The organism is Marinobacter sp. NSM (assembly GCF_052380025.1).
Lineage (GTDB): Bacteria > Pseudomonadota > Gammaproteobacteria > Pseudomonadales > Oleiphilaceae > Marinobacter.
In genome coordinates, this window is record NZ_JBQTCK010000004.1 from 195,920 (window position 1) to 216,699 (window position 20,780).

27 protein-coding genes are annotated in these 20,780 nt (G+C 57.2%); 6 read left to right on the top strand and 21 right to left on the bottom strand.

The features are described from left to right. Window positions 1-73: 73 nt before the first annotated feature. The 11 genes from hisI to ACTZWX_RS11335 all read right to left on the bottom strand — a co-directional run bounded on the left by hisI (window position 74) and on the right by ACTZWX_RS11335 (window position 9,719). Complete coding sequence (hisI, locus tag ACTZWX_RS11285) at window positions 74-589, bottom strand: phosphoribosyl-AMP cyclohydrolase (protein WP_444714008.1); 516 nt, start codon at window positions 587-589, stop codon at window positions 74-76. Then, window positions 586-1,983, bottom strand: coding sequence for a dihydroorotase (locus ACTZWX_RS11290; protein WP_444714009.1), 1,398 nt, complete (start codon window positions 1,981-1,983; stop codon window positions 586-588). The genes hisI and ACTZWX_RS11290 overlap by 4 nt, the downstream gene beginning before the upstream one ends. Further along, window positions 1,980-3,404, bottom strand: coding sequence for a cysteine--tRNA ligase (gene cysS, locus ACTZWX_RS11295; RefSeq protein ID WP_444714010.1), 1,425 nt, complete (start codon window positions 3,402-3,404; stop codon window positions 1,980-1,982). The genes ACTZWX_RS11290 and cysS overlap by 4 nt, the downstream gene beginning before the upstream one ends. Continuing rightward, window positions 3,404-4,318, bottom strand: coding sequence for a GTP cyclohydrolase FolE2 (gene folE2 / locus ACTZWX_RS11300; RefSeq protein WP_444714011.1), 915 nt, complete (start codon window positions 4,316-4,318; stop codon window positions 3,404-3,406). Before folE2 ends, cysS begins: the two co-directional genes overlap by 1 nt. A 246-nt stretch (window positions 4,319-4,564) precedes the next feature. After that, window positions 4,565-6,304, bottom strand: coding sequence for an N-acyl-D-amino-acid deacylase family protein (locus tag ACTZWX_RS11305; RefSeq protein WP_444714012.1), 1,740 nt, complete (start codon window positions 6,302-6,304; stop codon window positions 4,565-4,567). Between the two features lie 126 nt (window positions 6,305-6,430). Next, window positions 6,431-6,886 (bottom strand): DUF4112 domain-containing protein, encoded by a 456-nt coding sequence (locus ACTZWX_RS11310; protein WP_444714013.1) that lies wholly within the window; start codon window positions 6,884-6,886, stop codon window positions 6,431-6,433. After that, a complete protein-coding gene (locus tag ACTZWX_RS11315) occupies window positions 6,883-7,317 on the bottom strand; it encodes a DUF3010 family protein (RefSeq protein ID WP_444714014.1) in 435 nt (144 codons plus the stop codon). The genes ACTZWX_RS11310 and ACTZWX_RS11315 overlap by 4 nt, the downstream gene beginning before the upstream one ends. A gap of 28 nt (window positions 7,318-7,345) precedes the next feature. Then, window positions 7,346-7,690: a PBPRA1643 family SWIM/SEC-C metal-binding motif protein gene (locus tag ACTZWX_RS11320; protein ID WP_058092218.1), complete on the bottom strand. Its 345-nt coding sequence runs from the start codon at window positions 7,688-7,690 to the stop codon at window positions 7,346-7,348. A 171-nt stretch (window positions 7,691-7,861) separates the two neighbouring features. Then, a complete protein-coding gene (locus ACTZWX_RS11325) occupies window positions 7,862-8,572 on the bottom strand; it encodes a DnaJ domain-containing protein (protein WP_444714015.1) in 711 nt (236 codons plus the stop codon). 38 nt (window positions 8,573-8,610) lie between these two features. After that, entirely contained in the window at window positions 8,611-9,306 is a 696-nt protein-coding gene (locus ACTZWX_RS11330) for a VWA domain-containing protein (protein WP_444714016.1), read from the bottom strand. A gap of 26 nt (window positions 9,307-9,332) precedes the next feature. Further along, window positions 9,333-9,719 carry a DUF2750 domain-containing protein gene (locus ACTZWX_RS11335; protein ID WP_152438819.1) on the bottom strand — a complete coding sequence of 129 codons (387 nt, stop codon included), beginning with the start codon at window positions 9,717-9,719 and terminating at the stop codon, window positions 9,333-9,335. A 138-nt stretch (window positions 9,720-9,857) separates the two neighbouring features. Here ACTZWX_RS11335 and ACTZWX_RS11340 point away from each other — a divergent pair, with 138 nt between their 5' ends. Further along, window positions 9,858-10,730, top strand: coding sequence for a hypothetical protein (locus ACTZWX_RS11340; protein ID WP_444714017.1), 873 nt, complete (start codon window positions 9,858-9,860; stop codon window positions 10,728-10,730). Between the two features lie 3 nt (window positions 10,731-10,733). Here the strand turns inward: ACTZWX_RS11340 and ACTZWX_RS11345 are convergent, their stop codons facing one another. Next, entirely contained in the window at window positions 10,734-11,372 is a 639-nt protein-coding gene (locus tag ACTZWX_RS11345) for an SDR family oxidoreductase (protein WP_444714018.1), read from the bottom strand. A 193-nt stretch (window positions 11,373-11,565) separates the two neighbouring features. On the opposite strand from ACTZWX_RS11345, the gene ACTZWX_RS11350 reads away from it, so the two are divergent. Next, the gene (locus tag ACTZWX_RS11350; protein WP_444714019.1) at window positions 11,566-12,234 is read left to right on the top strand and encodes a glutathione S-transferase family protein; all 669 of its coding nucleotides are present in this window, start codon (window positions 11,566-11,568) and stop codon (window positions 12,232-12,234) included. Between the two features lie 52 nt (window positions 12,235-12,286). Here the strand turns inward: ACTZWX_RS11350 and ACTZWX_RS11355 are convergent, their stop codons facing one another. Beyond that, window positions 12,287-12,742, bottom strand: a complete 456-nt coding sequence (locus ACTZWX_RS11355; protein WP_444714020.1) for a GatB/YqeY domain-containing protein — start codon at window positions 12,740-12,742, stop codon at window positions 12,287-12,289. Window positions 12,743-12,843: 101 nt separating this feature from the next. Between ACTZWX_RS11355 and tenA the strand changes: the two genes are divergently transcribed. Continuing rightward, window positions 12,844-13,512, top strand: coding sequence for a thiaminase II (gene tenA, locus ACTZWX_RS11360; protein ID WP_444714021.1), 669 nt, complete (start codon window positions 12,844-12,846; stop codon window positions 13,510-13,512). A gap of 11 nt (window positions 13,513-13,523) precedes the next feature. Here the strand turns inward: tenA and ACTZWX_RS11365 are convergent, their stop codons facing one another. The 3 genes from ACTZWX_RS11365 to ACTZWX_RS11375 all read right to left on the bottom strand — a co-directional run bounded on the left by ACTZWX_RS11365 (window position 13,524) and on the right by ACTZWX_RS11375 (window position 15,341). Further along, window positions 13,524-13,958, bottom strand: coding sequence for a DUF4399 domain-containing protein (locus ACTZWX_RS11365; RefSeq protein WP_444714022.1), 435 nt, complete (start codon window positions 13,956-13,958; stop codon window positions 13,524-13,526). Between the two features lie 65 nt (window positions 13,959-14,023). Beyond that, entirely contained in the window at window positions 14,024-14,635 is a 612-nt protein-coding gene (locus tag ACTZWX_RS11370) for a class I SAM-dependent methyltransferase (RefSeq protein WP_444714023.1), read from the bottom strand. A gap of 328 nt (window positions 14,636-14,963) precedes the next feature. After that, a complete protein-coding gene (locus ACTZWX_RS11375) occupies window positions 14,964-15,341 on the bottom strand; it encodes an MBL fold metallo-hydrolase (protein WP_444714024.1) in 378 nt (125 codons plus the stop codon). A 225-nt stretch (window positions 15,342-15,566) separates the two neighbouring features. Between ACTZWX_RS11375 and ACTZWX_RS11380 the strand changes: the two genes are divergently transcribed. Further along, entirely contained in the window at window positions 15,567-15,830 is a 264-nt protein-coding gene (locus ACTZWX_RS11380; protein WP_444714120.1) for a MerR family DNA-binding protein, read from the top strand. A 19-nt stretch (window positions 15,831-15,849) separates the two neighbouring features. Here the strand turns inward: ACTZWX_RS11380 and ACTZWX_RS11385 are convergent, their stop codons facing one another. Then, window positions 15,850-16,011, bottom strand: a complete 162-nt coding sequence (locus ACTZWX_RS11385; RefSeq protein WP_167392895.1) for a hypothetical protein — start codon at window positions 16,009-16,011, stop codon at window positions 15,850-15,852. Between the two features lie 106 nt (window positions 16,012-16,117). Here ACTZWX_RS11385 and ACTZWX_RS11390 point away from each other — a divergent pair, with 106 nt between their 5' ends. After that, window positions 16,118-17,110, top strand: a complete 993-nt coding sequence (locus tag ACTZWX_RS11390) for an MBL fold metallo-hydrolase (protein WP_444714025.1) — start codon at window positions 16,118-16,120, stop codon at window positions 17,108-17,110. Window positions 17,111-17,116: 6 nt separating this feature from the next. Here ACTZWX_RS11390 and ACTZWX_RS11395 read toward each other — a convergent pair whose 3' ends face one another. From ACTZWX_RS11395 to ACTZWX_RS11405, 3 genes are all read right to left on the bottom strand, one after another. Beyond that, complete coding sequence (locus tag ACTZWX_RS11395; RefSeq protein ID WP_444714026.1) at window positions 17,117-18,037, bottom strand: bifunctional transcriptional activator/DNA repair enzyme AdaA; 921 nt, start codon at window positions 18,035-18,037, stop codon at window positions 17,117-17,119. A 103-nt stretch (window positions 18,038-18,140) separates the two neighbouring features. Beyond that, window positions 18,141-18,845 carry a class I SAM-dependent methyltransferase gene (locus tag ACTZWX_RS11400; protein ID WP_444714027.1) on the bottom strand — a complete coding sequence of 235 codons (705 nt, stop codon included), beginning with the start codon at window positions 18,843-18,845 and terminating at the stop codon, window positions 18,141-18,143. Between the two features lie 61 nt (window positions 18,846-18,906). Next, window positions 18,907-19,689: a helix-turn-helix domain-containing protein gene (locus tag ACTZWX_RS11405; RefSeq protein WP_444714028.1), complete on the bottom strand. Its 783-nt coding sequence runs from the start codon at window positions 19,687-19,689 to the stop codon at window positions 18,907-18,909. A gap of 149 nt (window positions 19,690-19,838) precedes the next feature. On the opposite strand from ACTZWX_RS11405, the gene ACTZWX_RS11410 reads away from it, so the two are divergent. Next, window positions 19,839-20,246: a hypothetical protein gene (locus tag ACTZWX_RS11410; RefSeq protein WP_444714029.1), complete on the top strand. Its 408-nt coding sequence runs from the start codon at window positions 19,839-19,841 to the stop codon at window positions 20,244-20,246. A 67-nt stretch (window positions 20,247-20,313) separates the two neighbouring features. Here the strand turns inward: ACTZWX_RS11410 and ACTZWX_RS11415 are convergent, their stop codons facing one another. Beyond that, window positions 20,314-20,763, bottom strand: a complete 450-nt coding sequence (locus ACTZWX_RS11415; RefSeq protein ID WP_444714030.1) for a hypothetical protein — start codon at window positions 20,761-20,763, stop codon at window positions 20,314-20,316. Window positions 20,764-20,780: the final 17 nt, after the last annotated feature.

Here is a 20,780-nt window from a genome sequence, read left to right on the forward strand (position 1 = left end):
CAAGCGTAAGTCCCGCGGGGCACTTCGGCTCCCGGGCCTGCCAGCATTTACGCCGAGATGGGAGCCTCTCACTTCAAAGCTTGGTCGGATTGGGCGCACCGCCATAGACATCAGCGGGGTCAAAGGTTTTGTCCTGCTCAACAAATAACAAGGCCTCGCCATCTGCCCTGTCAGCCCCCACAGGCACCTGCCGGTAAAAGCATGAGCGGTAACCAACATGACAGCTAGCCCCGGAGCCGGCCACGTTGACCCGCAGCCACACCGCGTCCTGATCGTCGTCAATCCGCATCTCGACAACCTGCTGGAATAGCCCGCTGGTTGCCCCCTTGTGCCAGAGTACTTGCCGGCTGCGGCTCCAGTAATGGGCCTCGCCGGTAACAATGGTTTTCTCCAGCGCCTCGGCGTTCATATAGCCCAGCATCAGGACCTCGCCGCTGTCGGCATCGGTCGTCACACAGGTAATCAGTCCATCATCATCGAATTTGGGGGCCAGTTCTGTCTGCTCCTCCACCTGCTCAATGGAGTTTCTGGGGGCAAAGCTAACGGCATCCGGCCCGGCGGGCTGAGACTGGTCAGGCGTTTCTTTCATGAATTTTTCACTCTCAATGGTTGTGGCAATTCAAACGGTGACGTTTTTTTATCGGGCGTTTCCAGAAAGCGGATGGCTTGGCCTTCGGGAGCGCCGACCAAGGCTTCATCCCGTACGACCACCTGTCCACGCACAATAGTGTGAACAGGCCAACCGGTAACGACTTTGCCATCGTAGGGAGTCCAGCTACTGCGACTGGCAATCCAGTCATTTGTGATGGTGCGCCGGGCGGCAAGGTCAACCAACGTCAGGTCAGCGTCGTAGCCAAGGGCAATGCGCCCCTTACCCTCAATCCCGAAGATGCGCGCCGGGCCGGCACTGGTCAGGTCCACCAGGCGTTGCAGGCTGAGACGCCCGGCATGGACGTGATCCAGCATCACCGGTAAAAGTGTCTGTACGCCGGTCATGCCACTGGGCGATTGCGGATACGGTTTTGCTTTCTCAGCCAGGGTATGAGGCGCGTGGTCACTGCCAATAACATCCACAACGCCCTTGCGAATAGCCTCCCACAAAGCGTCCTGATGTCGCTGTTCCCGGACCGGCGGGTTCATTTGCGCGAGGCTCCCCAGTCGCTGGTAACACTCGGGGGCCGCCATGGTCAGATGATGGGGCGTTACTTCCACCGTCACGCAGCGTTTGTGGCGGGCCAGGTACTGCATTTCCTCGGCCGTGGAGACGTGTAAAACATGGAGCCGGCGGCCTGTGTCTTCAGCCATGGTCACGATCCGTTGCGTGGCGAGGAGTGCGCTGTCCACATCCCTCCATTCCGGGTGCTGGCAAACGTCTCCGCTGGCCTCGACAATCGACTTACGCTCTTTTAGCCGGGCCTCATCTTCGGCATGTACGGCCATTCGCCGGCGACCATGGCGCAAAATACGCTTCAGTACCGTGTTATCGTCTGCCAGCAGGTCACCGAATGAGCTGCCCATGAAGACTTTCACGCCGGCACAACCTGGCAGACTCTCCAAGGTCTGTAGCTGCTCCGCATTGACTCCCGAACCGCCAATATAAAAGGCATAGTCGCACCAGGCCCGGCCCTTGGCCGCATCCAGCTTGGCCTGGAGATCCGCTTGCCAGAGCGTCAAGGGGTTGGTGTTCGGCATCTCGAAGACACCCGTCACACCACCCAGTACTGCGCCCCGGGTTCCAGCTTCAAGATCTTCCTTATGGGTTAAACCTGGCTCACGAAAGTGAACCTGACTGTCGATCACCCCAGGCAGCACATGTAAACCGGTCGCATCGATGGTCGTATCGGCGGTCCAACGCCCTTTCAGTGCCCCGAGCGCCACAATACGGCCGCCCCGGCAGGCGATGTCCGCTCTCTCCGCACCATTCGGAGTAATCAATGTTCCGACGCAGATCATAAGATCTGCATGTTGTGGTATTGCGCTCAAAATATAGATCTCCCTGCTCGCTTCCAGCGTGTTCCGTCAGGCGTGTCCTCGATGGCAATATCAAGCAGCTCCAGCTCTTCCCTCAGCGCATCCGCGCGGGCAAAGTCGGCCTGACGGCGGGCTTCCTGCCGCTGGCGCACCAGGGCCTCAATGCGCTCGGATGAACGTTCGTTTTCGGCGGACTCGATGCTTTCCCCATGCAGCTCACGTAATGCCTGGTGGGCAGGTTTCTGGAGCAAACCAAGCGGCCCGGCCGAGGAACGAAACGCCCGCGCCGCTTCTTGCGCATGTTCGGCGCTTTCGGCCCGCTCCAGCAGATGACAGAGCTCGTGCAGACGTTTCAGCGCGCGGGAGACGTTGAGGTCATCCCTCAGGGCCTCAAGCACTTCGCCGTCTGGCTCTGTCTCTGACCAGTCTGCGTGGGCCTCGCCTTCCGTGCGTGCAAGGCTTGTGTACCACCGGTTCAATGTTGCCCGCGACTGGCTCAGGCGCCGGTCATTCCAATCGAGGGGATTACGGTAATGGGTAGACAGCAGTACCAGCCGGATGGCCTCGCCGGAAGCCTCCGCGAGCAGGTCCCGGACCAGCATCACATTCCCCTGGGACTTGGACATCTTTTGCCCGTCCACGGTCACAAAGGAGTTGTGAACCCAGGTACGGCAATAAAGGGCTCCATTGGCACAGGTCCCCTGAGCGATTTCGTTCTCATGATGGGGAAAGATCAAATCCTGCCCACCGCCATGGATGTCTATGGTCTTGCCCAGATGCTTGCCAATCATGGCTGAACATTCAACATGCCACCCTGGTCTTCCACGGCCCCAGGGGCTTGCCCAGCCGGGCTGATCTTCCGTTGACGGTTTCCAGAGCACGAAGTCCAGCGGGCTACGCTTATATGGCGCGACTTCAACACGGGCACCAGCGAGCATGTCTTCCGTTTTGCGTTTGGACAGAGCGCCATAGGCAGAATAGGACGGCACGTGGAACAGTACATGCCCAGCTGCTTCGTAAGCATGACCACTCACGATGAGCGCCTGAATCAGCTTTACGATCTCCGGAATATGCTCAGTGACACGGGGCTCCAGATCCGGAGACTCAACTCCGAGGGCTGCCAGGTCCTCGTGGTAGGCCTGAATGTACCGATTCGTGATGGTGTCAATGCCAACGCCTTCTGCCGCTGCAGCGGCATTGATCTTGTCATCCACATCGGTGAAATTGCGGGCATAGAGTACACAGGCGTAGTCTTGGCGCAGCAGTCTGGCCAGCACATCAAAGATCACCGCCGGTCGCGCGTTACCAATGTGGGCAAAGCTGTAGACCGTTGGCCCACATACATACATGGTCACCCGGCCTGGGAGCTCCGTGCTCAGTGGCTCTTTCCTGCCCGCAAGGGTGTTGTAGAGCTGGATACGGTCAGAGCCCATCAGATAACCCCCTGAAAATCTCCGCTGGCAGATGCCACAGCATCATGGGAATGCAGACTTTCCAGATGCCGGACCTGGGTCTGCAGATTGTCATAAGCGTTGGTAAGCGCGCTCTGGATTCGCCGGGCTGCATCCTCCACATACATCAGGTTCTGGCCATTAAGCCATGCAAACGCTTGCTCATCCGCTCGTTTAACGGCGGTCTGGACAGGTGTTGCCAGAACCGCCTCCACCTGATCAATGAGCCTCATCAGGCCGAAATCACCGGCAGATTCGGGAACATCGACACTCACACGTGCCTCGCTGCGCTGGCTGTGGGGTGTGGCCAGCGTGGCGTTTTGTTCCAGCCAGACGGCCACATCCTCGCTCATCAGCCCGGCACTCTCAGGGAAACTCTTCCTGAAACGATCGGCCACCAACTGACGGGACAAGGCTGCGGAACAGGGGCAGGTGGAGGAATATTCCACCTGAACCGACGCTCTTAACGAGAACGACTTTTGGTCCAACTTTGCCTCAAGCTGCACTGGATAGGCCTTCCACCCCGCCAGTTCCGGTGACCGCAGTGCCGCCCGCCGGGCAAGCAGGCTGAAATCCAGAACCACTCTTGCGCCATCGGTATAGCAGTCGTGGTGGCTATCGACCATTTGTTCCAGTAGTTTTCGTAAATGCCCGGGCGCTATTGCCTCCTGGCTCGACATTTCATCAAGCATTCGGTAGATACGGGACATGTGAATGCCTTTAACCGTCACTGCGGGCAAGTTGACCTGGGCATCCACAACAGCGTGAACTGGCCCCGGGCAACCCGGTTCGGACAGATGGATGGGTATATCAATCCGGCTCATCCCGACCCACTCCAACGGTGCACGGATTTGCGGGGCTTCATTGCTGGCAACATCTGGCAATTCTTTGTTCATGCTAAGCCTGTGTCGATTTAGGTGTACACCCGCTCTCGGCATTGCTCGGGGCCGCTCATTAGCTTTTTGATCAACTGTGGATATCGAAGTTGCGCCGGCCGCAAGCACACCAAGATGACGCTTTAAATGATATGTTATAACATATCATTAGCTATGAGAACCCGCAGGTTGTCAGGTACCAGCGTATCCCTGACCTGCCCTGCTTCTGTCAACATTGAACCCAGACCTCGCCATAGCGAGGGCATTTCACCTGGCCGGGATAAACCTTCCATACCCCATCTCCCACCCTAATGCGGGAGCCAGCTGTTCGTCATCCACCGCCAGCTTGCCGTTGATCAGTACGGTTTTCACGATTCCGGGGTTGCGGTTAACCAGGCGTTGAAGGTCGAAATTTTCCATGTCACCCCAGTGCACCTGCTCCAGGTTCTGGTTAAATCCTGACGGGTCCAGCACCACCACGTCGGCCCTGTCTCCCTCCCGGATTTTCCCGGCGTCAATGCCAAACCAGTCGGCCTGGTCGCCAGTCAGGCGATGCACCGCCTGCTCCATGGTCATGATCGAGTCGCCTTCCTCGATGGATTCGTGCACCAATTTCAACATGCGTAGCGGCAGGTTGTAGAACGCCATATTGCGGATATGAGCGCCGGCGTCGCTGAAGGTAATCAGCGAGCGAGGGTCTTTGACGATGCGCTTGAGCACCTGTTTCCGGTGGTTACCCACGGTGGTGTACCAGCGGATCTTCTTACCGAATTCCACCACCAGATCCAGGAACAGATCGACCACGTGTACACCACGGGCCTTGGCCACTTCCTCGAAGTTCTTGCCGATCAGGGATTGATCCGGGCAGTCGATGATCATGGCGTCACCAAAGTCTCGCTGCCACACCCTTGGGCTCAGTTTTTCGCCATAGAACTTACGGAACTTACGCCGGTACGCTTCGTCTTTCAGGAGTTCGTTGCGCTCAACCGCGTCTTTCAGGTCCAGTGCCATTTCCCCGGCGCCAAACTCTTCAAAAAACACCACATCGATGCCGTCGGCATACACGGTGAACGGCGTGGGCAACACCTGCCAGCGGAAATCCCCTCGCAACGCATTGGTAAACACAGAGGTCAGGCGGGTCAGGTTGGTGAGGTAGGCACTGCCTTTAAGATCCATCTGGCTGATCAACGTGGTCTTCAGGGGCCGGCGCAACCAACCCAGGCATTCGCGCACATACTGCAGAATCTGTAGCGGCGTGGCGGCATTCGGCGCCCCCTGATGCACCCGGTTGTACTGGCGCACCAGCTTATTCAGGCGCGCCACCTCTTTCCATTTGGCGTAGGTGCTGGGCAAACTCTTGGACCACTCCCGGTCGCCGTCTACCTTGTCCCATTTAAGGCACATGGTAGACAGCCCCAGGAAGCCTTCATCCAGGGCCTCTTTGAGTAACCGTTCCATTGTTTGCATTTCTTCTTCGGTGGGCTGAATCGCCAGGTCGGTAGCCCGGCTGAGCCCCATCACCCCCACTCGCAGGTCGCTGTGGCCCAGAAAACTGATCACGTTGGGGCCCAGTGGCACTTGCTGGATATGCTCAACCCATTGCTTGGGGGTCGACCAGGTTTTATGTTCCTTCAGGATCGGCAGCACCCGTTCCCGGGGCACGGTTTCCACCCGGGTAAAAATGTCCGATGCGTCCTCATATTCGCTACAAATCATGCTCAGGGAACAACTGCCCACCAGCACCGTGGTCACACCATGGCGCACCGATTCCGACAGGCTGGGGCTGACCAGCAGCTCGGCATCGTAATGGGTATGGGTATCCAGGAATCCCGGCGTCACCCACTTGCCAGAGGCATCAATCACGCGGTCAGCCTCAGCATGATCGATGGCTTCACCAGTGACCCTGGCAACACGGCCATCCTTTATCGCCAGATTGCGGATGGAAGACGGGGCGCCGGTGCCGTCAAAGTACCGGCCGCCTTCAATGATGAAGTCATACTGAGCCATAGCGGTGTTCCCTTTCACTGATCTTGTTATTGTCAGGGCATTGGCAAAATCAAATGCAATTCTATGTCTGGCCTGAGACTACTCAGGATAGCTCAAGAGCAGGCGATTATCGCCGCAAAACAGGCCTCAGAGTATCAACGTTAACCCGCCGGTAAACAGCGCGAGCAGAATCGACAAGCCTATCAGCGTCTTCCAGGGGAATGGCGGTGGCGTTGGCTCAACGGCCAACTGCTGTTCCAGGTACGTTCGCAGCAATCCGGTGTTGCGGGTATTGGCTTTGTAGATGGCATCAAAGGCGTCGCCAACCACGGGTAACAGACCGCCCAAAAAATCAATCATCATATTGCGCCGCATGCGTCGCTTTACGGCTTTGCTTGCGCCAACCCGATGCGCTTCGATCAGGACATAACTCGACAACACCAAGCCTACGAAGTCTCCCACCACCGGTATCAGGCCAATGACGGCTTCCACGCCAAACTTGAAGCGGGTAAAAGGAACGCCAATGCTGCTGTCCATCAAACGGCTGAATCTATCCAGCCGTTTCAAGGTGGCCCGTTGCTGGGCTTCAGTGGGTTGCTTCACTGTTTCGCCATCAATCCAACATAGGCTGTGGTGAAGGCGGTTTCCTGGAAGGCTTTCAAACCGGTCTCCTCAAAATGAATCGGCAGTGGGTTGGCGGCGAGCGTAGATTTGATCAACGCAGGAGGGAGCAATCTGACTTCCAGATCCGGGTCTGCAATCAGCTGTATCGTCGCCTCCAGTTTGAAACTGATGGCACCGCCAGCAAACTTGCCTTTGGGAATGCGTTCCTTGATTGCAACACGGGTAACCCCATGCTCGGCCATCAGCTCCGCGAACGCCGCCTGGAACTGCTTCAGGTCTTCGCGAGTGTGGTTTTTAACCAGCGATAGCCTGCGCACTTTGCATTCCGGCAAGCTGATCAGCCCCCGATCCAGTTTCAGCAAACACAGCACTGCGTCGCTCGCGGTAAGTTCAACGCCACAAATAATCATAATATTGCTCTCTTTGCTCGCCGGACCTTCAGCCACAGCACTTTTTGAACTTCAGACCACTACCGCAACTGCACGGGTCGTTACGAGACGGCGTTTTCGTGGTGACGACAGTCGCAACCTTGTTCAGAAGTACCGTCAGCTCGGCGATGGATTCAACCGCTCCCTCGCGGTCGTCTACCGTGATGTTGGCATGCAGCCCGGCCTCGGCCACCTGGGCTTCGATCTCTTGCTTGCGTGCCTCACTGGTTACCACCAGCGTTAGCGGAAATTTCTTGCTGCCGCTTTTCTGACTGGCCTTGGTTTTGAACCCGCCGTAATCGGTGTGGTGCTGGCGAGCATCTTGCCGGCCTTTATAAAAGAACTTGTCTGACATGCTGACATCCTGATGAACGGAAGAGAGCCCGGAAGCCTGGAGAACGCCTGCAGCCGCTGGGCGGAGACGTTTTAGCACGCTTGTGGCGCCGAATATATAGGCAGAAGCGGAAGTCACTCAGTTAAAGCGGCAAATCCAGTGAAGAAGCCCTGCGGACGCTGTGTGAATACATCAGCCCAAGAGCCGCTCTTTCGCCTCATTGATGCGTGCCGCCAGATAGTTACTACCTCCACGGTCCGGATGCATTTTCTGCATCATCCGGCGGTGGGCCTGGACAATCTCTTCCTCACTGGCGCCGGGCTCCAGGCCAAGGATATCCAGCGCTTCGGCCTCGGTAAGCGGGCCGCCCGCCCGGGAGGGTTCACCGGATTCACCGCCAGCGGTATCGTCCTGATCATCCGCCCGCCAGGAGTCGCCAAACCGGCGGTCCAGGTAGGTTTCCAGCAATCGGACAGAGTCTTCATCTTCAGCCCGGCAAAATCTTAACAACTCCAGAAACTCGCTCTCGCTCAGATCCGACAGCGCTCGCCCAGCCATCGGCCCTTTCAGAACCTTGCCGCTCATGGACCCGGAATCGTGGTCCAGACTCATTTCCAGGATATCGCTACTCACCCGGGATTGATTTCCGGTTTTCGCCTGGGCACCGCCGGGCAGGTTGCCGGCCAGCAATGAAGGCAACACCCGGCGCAACAATGGATAAAGGAAGGCCAGTAACGCGAAAAGAAAGTGCAGTCGGCCGGTAACCGCCATCACCAACACCAACCCGATCCCGGCAATCAACGCCAGTTTGATAACCGCCGGTTTGCGTTGACTTGCCGGCTGGCTGCGCAGCCAGACCCACGCGACAACCGTTAAAACAATAACCAACAGCGTTAGTGGCACTCAGATACCCCGGGATTGGTCAGTGGATTCAGTAAGCGCTATCGGATTTGCTGGGTCAGGCGCTTCACTTCCGGAGAGCTACGGCTGGAAAAATCCTCCAGGGCTTTTACTCCCCCGGAAGCATAGACCGCAACGGCCGCCATAAGATCCTTAAGCACCTGTGGGCTGTTCCGGTCGAAAGGCACATAGGCGCCACCAGACAACTTGCTGACCTGTTGGAAAACGGCTTTGGCATGAGGGTCGTGCCCTTCATGGAACATGAATACCGGCGTTCGCAACAGGCCCAGCTCGCCTGCGCTGTGGCAAAGCTCATCCACAGACTCCTCGCAACAATCTCCGATAAACACCACGGCTTTGACCGCTTTGGCCCGAGTTTCCTTCACTGCATGGGTCAGCACCCGGCCGATCTGGGTACGGCCACCCAGGCAAGACACGCCGTTCATCAAGTTCAGCAGCTGGCCAGTTTCATTCACAAACCCGGTCGCCTTGAACTCACCAAATCCGCGGTAGTAACACAGCTGAATGGCCAGGCCACCCAAATCCTTGGTGGCCATAAACAGTTCACTTTGCAAGTGGCAGGCCTGGTCCCAGGTTGCTTCGCGGCTGGCCGTGGCATCCAGGGCGAAAATCAGGCGACCCTGGCCACCTCCCTTCGCGGGCAGCGTGCGAACCTGGTGGATAAACTGGTCGATGGCCTGTTTATCGGATTTGGTACGTAGCTCTTTGTCAGTCATCAGCGTCCGCCACCTCCCATGCAAGACTAGAACGAGCTGGACATCACCTCTTGCAGATCACGCTTGAGTTCTTCCGCCGGGGTAATCCACAACTCACCCTCCCCACCGGGGAAGACGCCCACTTCCAGGCCGTCTCGGGTTAAACCTGGCACCCACTTTTTGAAGAAGTCCGGTAGAGACACGGCTTTCGGTGAAAGGTCACCGGAATCCTTGGCGTAATCCGCCGCGAACTCAGTTCCCGGCCAAACCGGTAGGTACCCAACACCGTCCTCTTCCGAAACAATTTTCAGAAACTGATTGTCGGCATTGATCAAAATCCAGATTTCGCGCTCCTCGGCGACGGCGTCCAGAAAGTAGTCGTACCGCTCCTCGCCATCCATCTCAAGAATCTGGGCCAAGGGGTTATCGCTCATGAAAACTCCATTATAGGGAACCAATCCCGGTTTCACCGCCCGAAGCGGCCATGCGTAAACTGAAGCCTATCAGGAAAGACAACAAGTTGCCTGAACAGGCGCTATGGTTAGTGTACAGCCCGAACGATGGTAGGCCCTATGGTATTCCGCGAATCCAGTGCCCGAACCAGAAATCACCCCGGAACAGCGCAAGCAGTTGCGACAGCCATACTGTTATTCCCGCTCACATTGCCCGGCCCGGCCAACGCTGCCAGCACTCTCTACCTGCAGTATCGTCATTACCAGCCATACAGCTGGCCCGTTAACGAGCCCGCCGCCAAAGACGTCAGCCGTTCCCAGCGCGGGCTGGGCTGGCAACACAAGGGCACAACCTCCACCTTGGGCCTCGACTACGATTACCAGCCGCTGCGCATACGCACTGGCACACCGGCCCACAACGGCCACCTGCATCGGTTGACTTTCGGGGGCGAGTGGCAACACAACCTTTATCAACTGGAGACTCAGATGGGCGTCGCAGGCACCTCCAATATGTTCAAACATCAGGACTTCCACCGCCAGGTACTCAATGGCCGCCTCGCTGTATTCAAAGCCTGGCACGAGGGCTCAGACCTGAGCGTGGGTGTTGGCGGTGATCATCGCTTCGGTTCGTTCCGCTGGCTGCCGCGGTTGAGATGGGCGCAGTCCACTGATAACGGCCACTGGTTGATGGATTTGCCCGTTTTGCTGCAACGGCAAAATGCCGATCATCGCTGGACCATCCGGATTGAGCGCGCGGGCGACCGTTGGGCCACACTCGACAAGTCCCGCGAGGTTGAAAGCGCGCTGTATCTTCGGGAATGGCGGGCGGAACTGAGCTACCGGCTCTACTTCGGCCATGATTCTTGGCCTGCGGTTGTGCTGGGGTTTGGCGCCAGTGTCGATACCCGCGTGCGATACCAGGATCTGGACGCGGGTACCCGGGATATTCGCCTCGGCGATAGTGTCTCCGGCCGAGTGATGCTCAGCTGGTAGGCATTAAAGCTTTGCCACAGCATCAACCACCGGCGTATCGCCTGAAACCACATCAAACACCCGGTTGTCGGTGTTATCCGAGTCCAGCACAGCCAGCAGCACCCGGGCCACGTCTTGGCGGGGAATCTCCGCGAAGGAGTCCAACCGTTCACTCACCGCCACCTTGCCAGTGCCATCATCATTGGTCAGTCGCCCCGGCCGCACAATGGTGTAATTCAGGCCGCTGTTCTTCAGGTGTTCATCGGCATTTCGCTTGGCCCGAAGATAGTGCTGGAGTTTCTCCGGCCCCTTCTCGGGCTCTTCGGCACGCATACTGCTCACCATGATGAAACGCTTTATCCCCATGGCCTTGGCCGTGTCTACCAGGCGGATAGCACCATCCTGATCCACATCAATCGTTTTATCCGGGCCAGTATGAGGGCCAGAGCCCGCCGTAAAGACGACTGCATCGCAGCCCCGCATGGCCTCACTGCAGTCGTGCTCCAGATCCCCCAATACGGTTTCGGTGGCACCCAGCTTCTGCAGTTCCGGCCCCTGATCGGGATGCCGAACTAACGCCCGGGCCTCGTGATCGCTGTTCGCCATCTCCTGCAACAGGTGTTGTCCGATTTGCCCGTTGGCTCCGGCTATAAACACATGCATGTAGACCTCCTGCTTCGCTGTTCAGCGTATGTATTCTTTATAGCTGAGTGCACTCCCGACGCAATTCAAGGCAGTTAAACGCTTTTGCTATGAAGCATCATTAAAAATGGATAACACCAGAAGTGAACCAAAAAGCCACTTACACACTATTCTACTACCTGAATATTCTTTTTAACGGGAACGGAGCTTCCGCATGATTACAGTCCACCACCTCAACAACTCCCGCTCACAACGGGTTCTCTGGATGCTCGAAGAACTGGGCTTGCCTTACGAAATCCAGCGTTACGAGCGCGATGCTGAAACCATGCTGGCCCCCGCCAGCCTGAAGAAGGTACACCCGCTGGGAAAATCGCCGGTGATTACCGACGGTGATCTGGTGGTGGCAGAATCCGGCGCCATCATTGAATACCTGGCCCACACCTACGGCAAAGACACCATGCTGCCCCAAAACGGCGGCCAGCAATGGTTGGACTACACCTACTGGATGCATTACGCCGAGGGTTCACTGATGCCGCCGCTGGTCATGCGTCTGGTGTTTGAAAAAGTGAAAACCAGCCCGATGCCGTTTTTCATCCGGCCCGTGGCGAAAGGCATCGCCGACAAGACAAACCAGATATTCATCGGCCCTATGATCAAAACCCATCTGGACTTTGTCGAAGCGCACCTGGCGAAGAACACCTGGTTCCTGGGGGACGAACTGAGCGCAGCCGATATCCAGATGAGCTTCCCGCTGGAAGCCTCGGTGGCACGCGGTATTGTGGGTGCAAGCCGCCCCCATATCTCTGCCTGGGTGGCGCGAGTACATGCCCGGCCGGCTTACCAGCAGGCTCTGGAGAAAGGCGGCGAGTACGACTTCGCCTGAGGGATACCGGCGAGGGCCTGCGGCCCTCGCCTTAACAAATCAGGGTAGGTGCTCAGCCCGCCAGTGCAGCCCGCACCTTCTTGCTCAATTGCCCCATATCCACCCGGCCAGTCACCTTCGGGCGCAGCTCGTTCATTACATTCCCCATATCCTGCATACCCTGGGCACCGGTTGCGCTAACAGCCTCAGCAATCAACCCGTCCAGCTCTTCCTCGGATAACGCCGCGGGCATGAACTCCTCAATAATCGCCATTTCCGCCCGTTCCTTGTCCGCCAGCTCAGCCCGGCCGGCATCATCGTACTGACTGGCGGCATCCCGGCGCTGCTTGAGCATCTTGTCCAACACCTTCAGCACATCGTCGTCGCTCAGCTCACGGCGCTCATCAATTTCAATCTGCTTGATGCCTGCCTGGGCCATACGCAGGGTAACCAGCCGGTCCTTGTCTTTGCTGCGCATTGCGTCTTTCACCGCATTGCCGAGCTGTTCCTTGAGAGATGCTTGTGCCATGGTTGGGCTCCTGTTTGAAGGGAAAAGAGTGTGGGCATAATATCAAAGAACCAACCTCAGGCCCTCAAAACCAACTCGATAAACACCGCCATGGAGTTTCAATGCCCTATCAGTTCGAAGATCTAAAAAACGCGTTTCCCACCGAGTGGCGGGATTACATTGAACACAGTTTTGTGCAGCAGCTGGGCAACGGTTCGCTCGCGCCGGAAGCTTTCCAGCATTACCTGAAACAGGACTACCTGTTCCTGATCCAGTTTGCCCGGGCCTATGCCCTGGCGGCTTACAAAAGCCCAACCCTGGCTGACCTGTTGCAAGCCAAAGACGGGTTGCTGGCCATTCTGGATACCGAGCTGGGGTTACACATCAGCTATTGCAAAGAGTGGGGAATCTCAGAGCAGGAACTGAACAACCTGCCCGAAGCCCGCGCCACCCTCGCCTACACCCGCTACGTGCTGGATACAGGCAATCGCGGCGACCTGCTGGACCTGCACGTGGCCCTGTCACCCTGCATGGTCGGCTACGGCGAGATCGCCAACTGGCTGAACCAGCGCGCAGAAACCCTGCGTGGCGAAGCCAACCCCTACGATGCCTGGATCGCCATGTACGAAAGTGACGAATTCCAGGGTGCCATGCAAGCGGAAATCCGCTGGCTGGATGAACGCCTGGCCGACGTCACCCCTAGCCGGTTTGAACAACTGTCCCATATCTTCCGGGATGCCACCCGTCTGGAAATCGACTTCTGGGATATGGGACTGAACCTGAGTGACTAGGTTTGCGCCCACTACTCCACCGTGACGGTGATTTTCTCAGACATCACAGGCGGCTCACGGGGAATATGCAGGTGATCACCAACCAAAAGCTGGAGTGTGTATTCCCCCGGCTCTAACTCCAGAGTGGTCTGGGTTTGGCCTCCCCCAAAATGAATATGCCGTTCATCCGCGGGGATCGGTTTGTCCATCGGGGGCAGGTCATCCACATTAACCAGCAGATGGTGGTGCCCGGTTTTCTCGCGCTCCACGCCCGCCGGCGCAACACCCAGGCCCTCCAGGCCAAACCTTACCGTCACCGGAGAGCCCACTGTTTGCCCGTCGAGCGGCGTCACAAAATACACCGCCGCCCCATCAGGCGCGGGAATTGCCCCATGGGCAACGGCGACAATCGAAGCAGCAAGGATCAAACCAAACGTGACACGCTGTGTCCTGATCATGGTGTTCATAACCTATTCCTTCAGTGAGTGAACCACTTCCTAATAGTATGTTAACTTTCCTGGTTATGAAAAACTCAACCACCCCCACCTTTAGTCCAGCTGTATACCCGCTTGGGCGGAATGTTCAGCAGCTCCAGCGTACAGCTGGTATGAGCCCCCATTACCGGATCGGTAAACCGGGCGACATCTCGGCGGAACTGGTAGGCGATAAACCGCCCACCCTCTACCAGGTTGTCATTCACCGCCTGCACGACACGATGAGCCACAGCTGCCGGCATCTTTGAGAAGGGAATCCCAGAGATGATCACATCCGGCTGTGTCATGTGGTGAACAGCCAGAATCTCGGTGAGGTTCTCGGCGCTGCCCAGGTGGTTGCAAAAGCGGGGGTCAACAATGTCGCCAAGCAACTCATGGAAGAAAGGGCTCAACTCAATTGACAGAAGCCGCGCGTCTCGCCCTAGGTGACGAAGAAATGCGCGCGTGGTGCAGCCCGTACCGGGGCCCAGCTCCACGACCTGTCGGGCGACAGATAGACCAGACGCTTCAACGATTCGCTGCTCCAGAAATCTCGAACTGGGGATAACAGAGCCCACCTGGCCCGGTTCCCGCAGGAATCCTCGAAAGAAGGCCGCCGGATTCGTCCTCCGGCTCGAATCGGCCTTCGGCTCGCCACTTCCTCCATCCATTTCGCTCGCCCCACTAACGACCTCAACTGTTCATCGAGTATAGCAGTGCGACCCATAACCCGACTTACCCAGCCGTAAGCAAAGGCTGCAGTGCGCTATCCACGTGGCGCGCCCAATCGTTGAGCGACATTTCCTGGTAACCGTCCTTGTCGGCAAATGCGCTGGAAATGACAACATCTGGCTGCAACTTACGCAACATCCGTAAGCTGGCCACCAGAGTGTCACTGTCACTCCAACCCTTGATGAAGCCATTACTCCATTGCCCTTTTCTGTTTCGATAAACCGTGTCGCCCGTGAAAAGGTAGGTCTTACCGGTCGCTGATCTCACCTAAAAACAAGTACTGCCAGGTGTATGGCCGGGGGTTGGAATCACCTCAATGTTACCAGCGAGAGTCTGCCTTCCAGTGAACAAAACATCCGGCTCCAGAATCTCCGCGAAGGCTTCCCGCTCAAGCGCATGCCCGCCCAGCTTGGCTCCGTAGCGTTTACGCACCCGCAAGAGCGACTTACCCAGTTCATCCTGATGACTCAACAATTGCCAATCAACGCCACCCAGGGTGGCCATGGCATCAATTTCATACTCGTGGCCGGTGTTATAGAAGAGCACGTTGCCCTCTTCTCTCGTCAGCAGATAGGCGTGGGTGGTAAGTCCGGGGAATGGATTCTCGACGTCAGTTTGCCAAAGGTCTGGAAAAATCTGTTTCATGACATCCTCCTGATTAGTCACTGATTGAACAGTTAGTCACTGCACCGCCAGCCTAATACCTAAAGTTAAGTTGAGGTCAACGAACAGAATCATGGAAAATGGCTATCGGGAGAATAGCCAAACCAAGCACCCCAGAGGCCATCATGAAGACAGAAAACAACCAGGAGCTACGAGCCACGCTCAGTGTTGGGGAAGTTGCCAGGCGCAGCGGCGTAGCGGCTTGGTATTCCATTGACCGAGGTCGGCGATGCCCTGGCCGCACTGCCAACGGATCGCACGGTTACCGCTGACGACTGGAAACACCTCTCAGAGCTCTGGCGGGCAGACCTGGACCGCCGCATAGACATGCTCACCGGACTGAGGGACCAACTCAGCGACTGCATTGGCTGCGGCTGCCTGTCTATCGACGCCTGCCGGCTAAGGAACCCCTGGGATGAATTGGGCGAGCGAGGCCCCGGGGCACGGCTCTTGGAGCCGGATGCCGAGTAACCGGGTTACCCCGAGATCATCAACTGCTTTTCAGGTTGATCTGCTTTGTACCGGTGGATGTGAGTTGCCCACTTTTACCTTTGCCCACCTGCTCAACACGACCGCCGGACTTTAAAAAGGCTGCAGTCTGCGCTTCAATTTCGGCAGATGTTAAGGTAGCTTTAACAGCTTTCTTACTCATATTGTTTTCCATATCAGGTCTTGGCTTAAGTGCCAGAGTCAGCGATCCCAGTCTATCTGAAACAAAAATATAATGCTGAACTGATTCAAACCGGCGAGCCCAACCCATGACCATCAACCGTGAACGCCTGGCAGCCCTTGCCGCAGAATCCCATTTCCATGGGGGCAGGTATCGAAACCTTGAGCCTGTACCCCGCCACGGCCTGGGGGATTTCCTGCGCTGGCAACTGGCGCCAGGTCGCCGCTTCCCGCAGGGTAAACGCTTCACGCTGCTGCGCCCGGATGGCCACTTGCTGGCAAAGCCACCCCAAAAGCCACAACTGGTCTGGCTGGGGCACTCGTCTTTCTTGTTCCAGCATCGGGGCCTGAACGTGCTGACCGACCCGGTATTGTCAGACCGTGCCAGCCCTTTCCAGTTGATCGGGCCAAAGCGGCACACACCGCCGGCCCTGACCGTGGCAGACATGCCGCCTATCCACCTGGTATTGATCTCACACAATCACTACGACCACCTGGACGAAGCAACCGTGCGCCAGTTGCACCGGCGCTTCGGGACACACCTGCGCTTTTGTATTCCCATGGGCTTGCGCCCCTGGTTTGAAAAACGCGGCATCCGTAACCTGGTGGAACTGGGTTGGTGGCAGTCTGAGCGAATAGCCGACGATCAGGAGGTGTTCTGTCTGCCAGCCCAGCACTTCAGCGGCCGCACCGCGACGGACACAAACACCACGCTCTGGTGTAGCTGGCTTCTGGAAATCGACGGCTTCCGTCTCTATTTCGCCGGGGACACCGGCTACGGCGGGATATTCAGGCATATCGGCGAGATGTTCTCACCCATTGATCTGGCGCTGCTACCTATCGGCGCTTACGACCCGCGCTGGTTCATGGCTCCGGTGCACGTGGCGCCGGAAGAGGCGGTCAGGATTCATCAGGACATTGGCGCCCGCCAATCCGTCGCCATGCATTGGGGCACCTTCGTACTCACTGATGAGCCCATGGATGAGCCACCACGGCGGCTGCGGCTGGCGCTGGAAAGACAGGGTTTGGGTGACTCGGAGTTTCGGGTAATGCAACATGGAGAAGTCTGGTCGCCAACCTAGTCCCCTCTATGAACCGGCGTCAGCCCTCTGGCGTTTCCGTTCAGCATTCAGCAACGCCCGCTTTCTCTCCAGGCCCCAGCGATACCCGCCAAGCCCGCCATCACCCCGCAACACCCTGTGACAGGGAATCAGTACGCCTATCCGGTTTTTGCCGCAGGCAGAGGCCACGGCCCGCACCGCTTTGGGCTTGTCGATCTTCGCGGCCAATTCGCTGTAGCTAAGCACATCGCCTTCCCGAATGCTCAACAGGAATTGCCACACCTTCATCTGAAAAGCCGTCCCTCGCATATCCAGCGGCAGGTCCGGCCTCGGGGCGCCTTGGCTGATGTGCTCATCCAAAGCCTCCACCCAGGCATCAAGCTCCGGGGCATTCCGTGCCGGTGACGCCCTCACTTCGGCCTTGGGAAACTCTGCTTTCAGACCACTCACCAACGAGGACTCACTGTCACCAAACTGGACAAAGCAGACCCCCTTGTCCGTTGCCGCCATGGCCATCAAGCCGAGAGAGGTGGGTCGGCAGGCGTAGACGATGACCTCACCCTCACCCCCAGCCCGATAGGCCCTTGGCGGCATTCCAATATTGCGGTGCGCTTCCCCATAAACCCGGCTGACGGAACCAAACCCAGAGGCAAAGATCGCATCCGTGACCTTATCGCCATCTTTCAGGGATTGCTTGAAGCAGCGCATCCGCACCGCGTCCTGATAGGCTTTGGGAGAAACGCCAAACGCTTCCTTGAATTGCCTTTGTAACCGCGAGGGAGAAAGCCCAACAATAACCGCCAAGCCTGCCAGTGTCAGCGGCTCGTCTGCGTGGGTTTCAATAAAACGTGCGATTCTTACCAGTCGGGTCATTCGTGAATCCCACTCCTGGCGATCATCCCCGGATTCCGAGGCAGCCCGCATCTCCTGCTCCACTGGCAACGGCATGTCATTCCCCTATATTCGCCAAGCACGGGGTTATTACAACGGACATTGCCAGGCGTTTCCATCCGATTCTTGCCCTGTTACTCCTTGCCAAGCATGCCGACGTTTACTGGCCAGTCCTCTCGCATCGGGAAACAACAAAAATCACGCTCTTGGGATCGGCATCTCCTGCAGTTGGTGCCAGCATCCGGGAAACGCCTAAACCCGCCTCACTGAATAACCGGCTCCAGTCGTCCAGTGTCCGAACATAAAGAGGAGACGGTTCGCCGAAATCGCCGGGCAAGTCGGCCCAGGTGCCTTCCCGCCAACCGCTCTTGGCCACCTCGTTTCCGCTGAACATCATCGGGTGCAGTGTCTGGATAATCAACACGCCGCCTGGGTTCAGCATTTGAGGGACAGACATCACGCACTGGCGCACAGTTTTGTCGCCAAACAGTGAAAAGTTGCAGACGACCAGGTCAAATATTCCAAGCCCCAACTTGGCGAGATCAGACTGATCTCCAACCACATAATGCCCCTTGCGATGCTCTTGGGCGTATTCGATTAGCTCGCGGGATGCATCCACGCCGACGACGCGATAACCGGACCCGGTCAGTAAATCCACCAACCAGCCCTCTCCGCATCCCACATCCAGGACCCGAGAGTTCGGCTGAACATGGCCATTGATTGCGGCAAGCAAAGCGTCACGCGACGCCACGCCTGGCGCACGGATTCCGTGATCCCGAACGGCATCAATCCAGGCCCTCCCGTTCTCATCCCATGCCTGGATAATCAACTTTTCAGGGTGTTCGTGATTCCTCTCGATAGCCATGGGGTTCTCCCGGACACTATAAATGCACCATTCTGGCCGGCGCCTTGGCTCTCACCAAACCTCAGGCTCGCCAGTAATCCTTACTGCTCTCATCCATCGGAAAGAAATGCTCAATCCGCAGATTCTGCGCAGTAACATCCAAAGGCGTGCCGATGGTTGCGATGGTGGAAAAGATTCTGAGCTGTTGGTCACCCAGATTCAGGGTAAAAGGAATCGCCGGGTAATCCAGGTTTTCCACCACGTGGCTCTTCCAGTTCTGCGGAACGCCGGGAACCGTCAGCGCCTGTTCCAGCAAACGATTGGGCTGGTCCCTGTAAGGGCCTGAAAGATGTTCCTGGTAGACACGTTGCAGCATGTGGCAGGCCATGGCTTCCCAATCGCCCACGAATGGCTTGATGCCTGTACTATCCAGCAGTGATAACAAAAAGTTTGGCTGGGCTGGAAACTGAGCGCCCAGCTCGACCATGCGCACCATCATCTCCTGCATGGCTTGGTTGGCCATCACCAAATAGTATTCGTGGTCGAACACCACCGCCGGGTAAGGCAAATGCGACTGCAACAGGTGTTCAAGCGCCTCCCTGATCATCGCCATGCCAGGCGCACTCAAATCCTGATCGGAGTATACCTGGCTGTAACCCGCTGCGGACAACAGGCGGTTAGTTCCCGCCAGGTCCGTTTGCAGCATCTGCGCAAGATGAAGAACCATACCCTTGCTGGGCTGACTTCGACCGGTTTCCAGAAAGCTGATGTGTTTTGCCGACACTTCGCAGGCAAGGGCAAAATCCATCTGACTCAGGCGCTTACCCTGCCGCATTTCTCTGAACAGCGTACCGAAGGCACTCATGTGTGGCCCCGTCAATTCCAAGTGTTCAGCCATTATCTTAGCCGAGTGCAGGCTAAACCATTACCTCACAGGTAATTGAGCCTATCACCGCCCGGGTAGAAGCTTCGTAGTGTAGTCAAAAAAATACGAAACCCGTTTGAGGTGACCCTATGAAGAACTTTCTCCGTCAATTCAGTGTGAAACAAATCATCCTGGGCGATGTACTTCTCTCCGCCCCCCTGGCGTTGGCATTGATTCTGGCCGCAGAGCCGATTGCCCAATGGGCGGGAGGCCCCGGCGCAACCTTCTATCTGGTGGTAGGGGTGGTGTTATTGCTCTGGTGCGTGGAAATGACCGCCATGGCCATCAACGAACGGTGGATGGAAAAATACCTTAGCCTTATGATTGCTGTCGATGTCACCTGGGGCTTGCTGTCCCTTGCCCTGATGGTGTGGTTTGCGGAAACCCTGCAGCCCATGGGCTGGCTGCTATTCACACTGAATGTGCTGATTCCGCTGGACATGGCGTGGATGAAACGGGTTGCGGGGGGTAAACCTCAACAGCCGGCTTACCGATAATGACGCACTCTCCCAACTTATCGCAGCCAATTCTTCCGCATCGGCTGCGATAAGTTCACGGGGGACCCTAGCCCTGCCAGATGCCAAGCATCGCTCCTACCCCCAAAACCAGGCTACCACCCACTTCCCCGAGTATCAGCAGCATCATGAATACCCCAGTCATCCAAGGCGGTAGAAGTCGCTTCCCCAAGCGGTGAGGGCGGCGCAGTTGGTTGTCGGTGTCCTGAAGCAGGCCATGGACGATGTAGGTACCAATGGCAAACGCGAAAAACGTTAGGGCCGAGACAGCCGCCACAACGTTAACCCAGCCCGCAAAAACGCTGTGGGCGCTGAACGCAGCCAACAGCAGTGCCGCAAAGCTGTAGAGCAGTGAACTGCGGTGAGCGATGTCGACATAGGTCGGCGATAAAGCGTCCTCGCTTCGGGCCATGTGGCGGTATTTCCAGATGCCAGTGAGAAGCCCCGTCATGAAGAACAGGAACGCCGCTGAAAGACAGATCTTTTCGGCCAGAGACATACATTTACTCCTTGGTT

Excerpts from the sequence above, each read along its gene's own strand:
- ACTZWX_RS11400 (WP_444714027.1), bottom strand. The coding sequence starts at position 18,845 with ATGGCTATCGAGAGGAATCACGAACACCCTGAAAAGTTGATTATCCAG.
- folE2 (WP_444714011.1), bottom strand. The coding sequence starts at position 4,318 with ATGAACAAAGAATTGCCAGATGTTGCCAGCAATGAAGCCCCGCAAATC.
- ACTZWX_RS11330 (WP_444714016.1), bottom strand. The coding sequence starts at position 9,306 with ATGACTGACAAAGAGCTACGTACCAAATCCGATAAACAGGCCATCGAC.
- ACTZWX_RS11385 (WP_167392895.1), bottom strand. The coding sequence starts at position 16,011 with ATGAGTAAGAAAGCTGTTAAAGCTACCTTAACATCTGCCGAAATTGAA.
- ACTZWX_RS11390 (WP_444714025.1), top strand. The coding sequence starts at position 16,118 with ATGACCATCAACCGTGAACGCCTGGCAGCCCTTGCCGCAGAATCCCAT.
- ACTZWX_RS11345 (WP_444714018.1), bottom strand. The coding sequence starts at position 11,372 with ATGCATGTGTTTATAGCCGGAGCCAACGGGCAAATCGGACAACACCTG.
- ACTZWX_RS11410 (WP_444714029.1), top strand. The coding sequence starts at position 19,839 with ATGAAGAACTTTCTCCGTCAATTCAGTGTGAAACAAATCATCCTGGGC.
- ACTZWX_RS11405 (WP_444714028.1), bottom strand. The coding sequence starts at position 19,689 with ATGAGTGCCTTCGGTACGCTGTTCAGAGAAATGCGGCAGGGTAAGCGC.
- ACTZWX_RS11350 (WP_444714019.1), top strand. The coding sequence starts at position 11,566 with ATGATTACAGTCCACCACCTCAACAACTCCCGCTCACAACGGGTTCTC.
- cysS (WP_444714010.1), bottom strand. The coding sequence starts at position 3,404 with ATGGGCTCTGACCGTATCCAGCTCTACAACACCCTTGCGGGCAGGAAA.
- ACTZWX_RS11415 (WP_444714030.1), bottom strand. The coding sequence starts at position 20,763 with ATGTCTCTGGCCGAAAAGATCTGTCTTTCAGCGGCGTTCCTGTTCTTC.
- ACTZWX_RS11375 (WP_444714024.1), bottom strand. The coding sequence starts at position 15,341 with ATGAAACAGATTTTTCCAGACCTTTGGCAAACTGACGTCGAGAATCCA.
- ACTZWX_RS11305 (WP_444714012.1), bottom strand. The coding sequence starts at position 6,304 with ATGGCTCAGTATGACTTCATCATTGAAGGCGGCCGGTACTTTGACGGC.
- ACTZWX_RS11335 (WP_152438819.1), bottom strand. The coding sequence starts at position 9,719 with ATGAGCGATAACCCCTTGGCCCAGATTCTTGAGATGGATGGCGAGGAG.
- ACTZWX_RS11355 (WP_444714020.1), bottom strand. The coding sequence starts at position 12,742 with ATGGCACAAGCATCTCTCAAGGAACAGCTCGGCAATGCGGTGAAAGAC.
- ACTZWX_RS11365 (WP_444714022.1), bottom strand. The coding sequence starts at position 13,958 with ATGAACACCATGATCAGGACACAGCGTGTCACGTTTGGTTTGATCCTT.
- tenA (WP_444714021.1), top strand. The coding sequence starts at position 12,844 with ATGCCCTATCAGTTCGAAGATCTAAAAAACGCGTTTCCCACCGAGTGG.
- ACTZWX_RS11370 (WP_444714023.1), bottom strand. The coding sequence starts at position 14,635 with ATGGATGGAGGAAGTGGCGAGCCGAAGGCCGATTCGAGCCGGAGGACG.
- ACTZWX_RS11395 (WP_444714026.1), bottom strand. The coding sequence starts at position 18,037 with ATGCCGTTGCCAGTGGAGCAGGAGATGCGGGCTGCCTCGGAATCCGGG.
- ACTZWX_RS11340 (WP_444714017.1), top strand. The coding sequence starts at position 9,858 with ATGGTATTCCGCGAATCCAGTGCCCGAACCAGAAATCACCCCGGAACA.
- ACTZWX_RS11320 (WP_058092218.1), bottom strand. The coding sequence starts at position 7,690 with ATGTCAGACAAGTTCTTTTATAAAGGCCGGCAAGATGCTCGCCAGCAC.
- ACTZWX_RS11315 (WP_444714014.1), bottom strand. The coding sequence starts at position 7,317 with ATGATTATTTGTGGCGTTGAACTTACCGCGAGCGACGCAGTGCTGTGT.
- hisI (WP_444714008.1), bottom strand. The coding sequence starts at position 589 with ATGAAAGAAACGCCTGACCAGTCTCAGCCCGCCGGGCCGGATGCCGTT.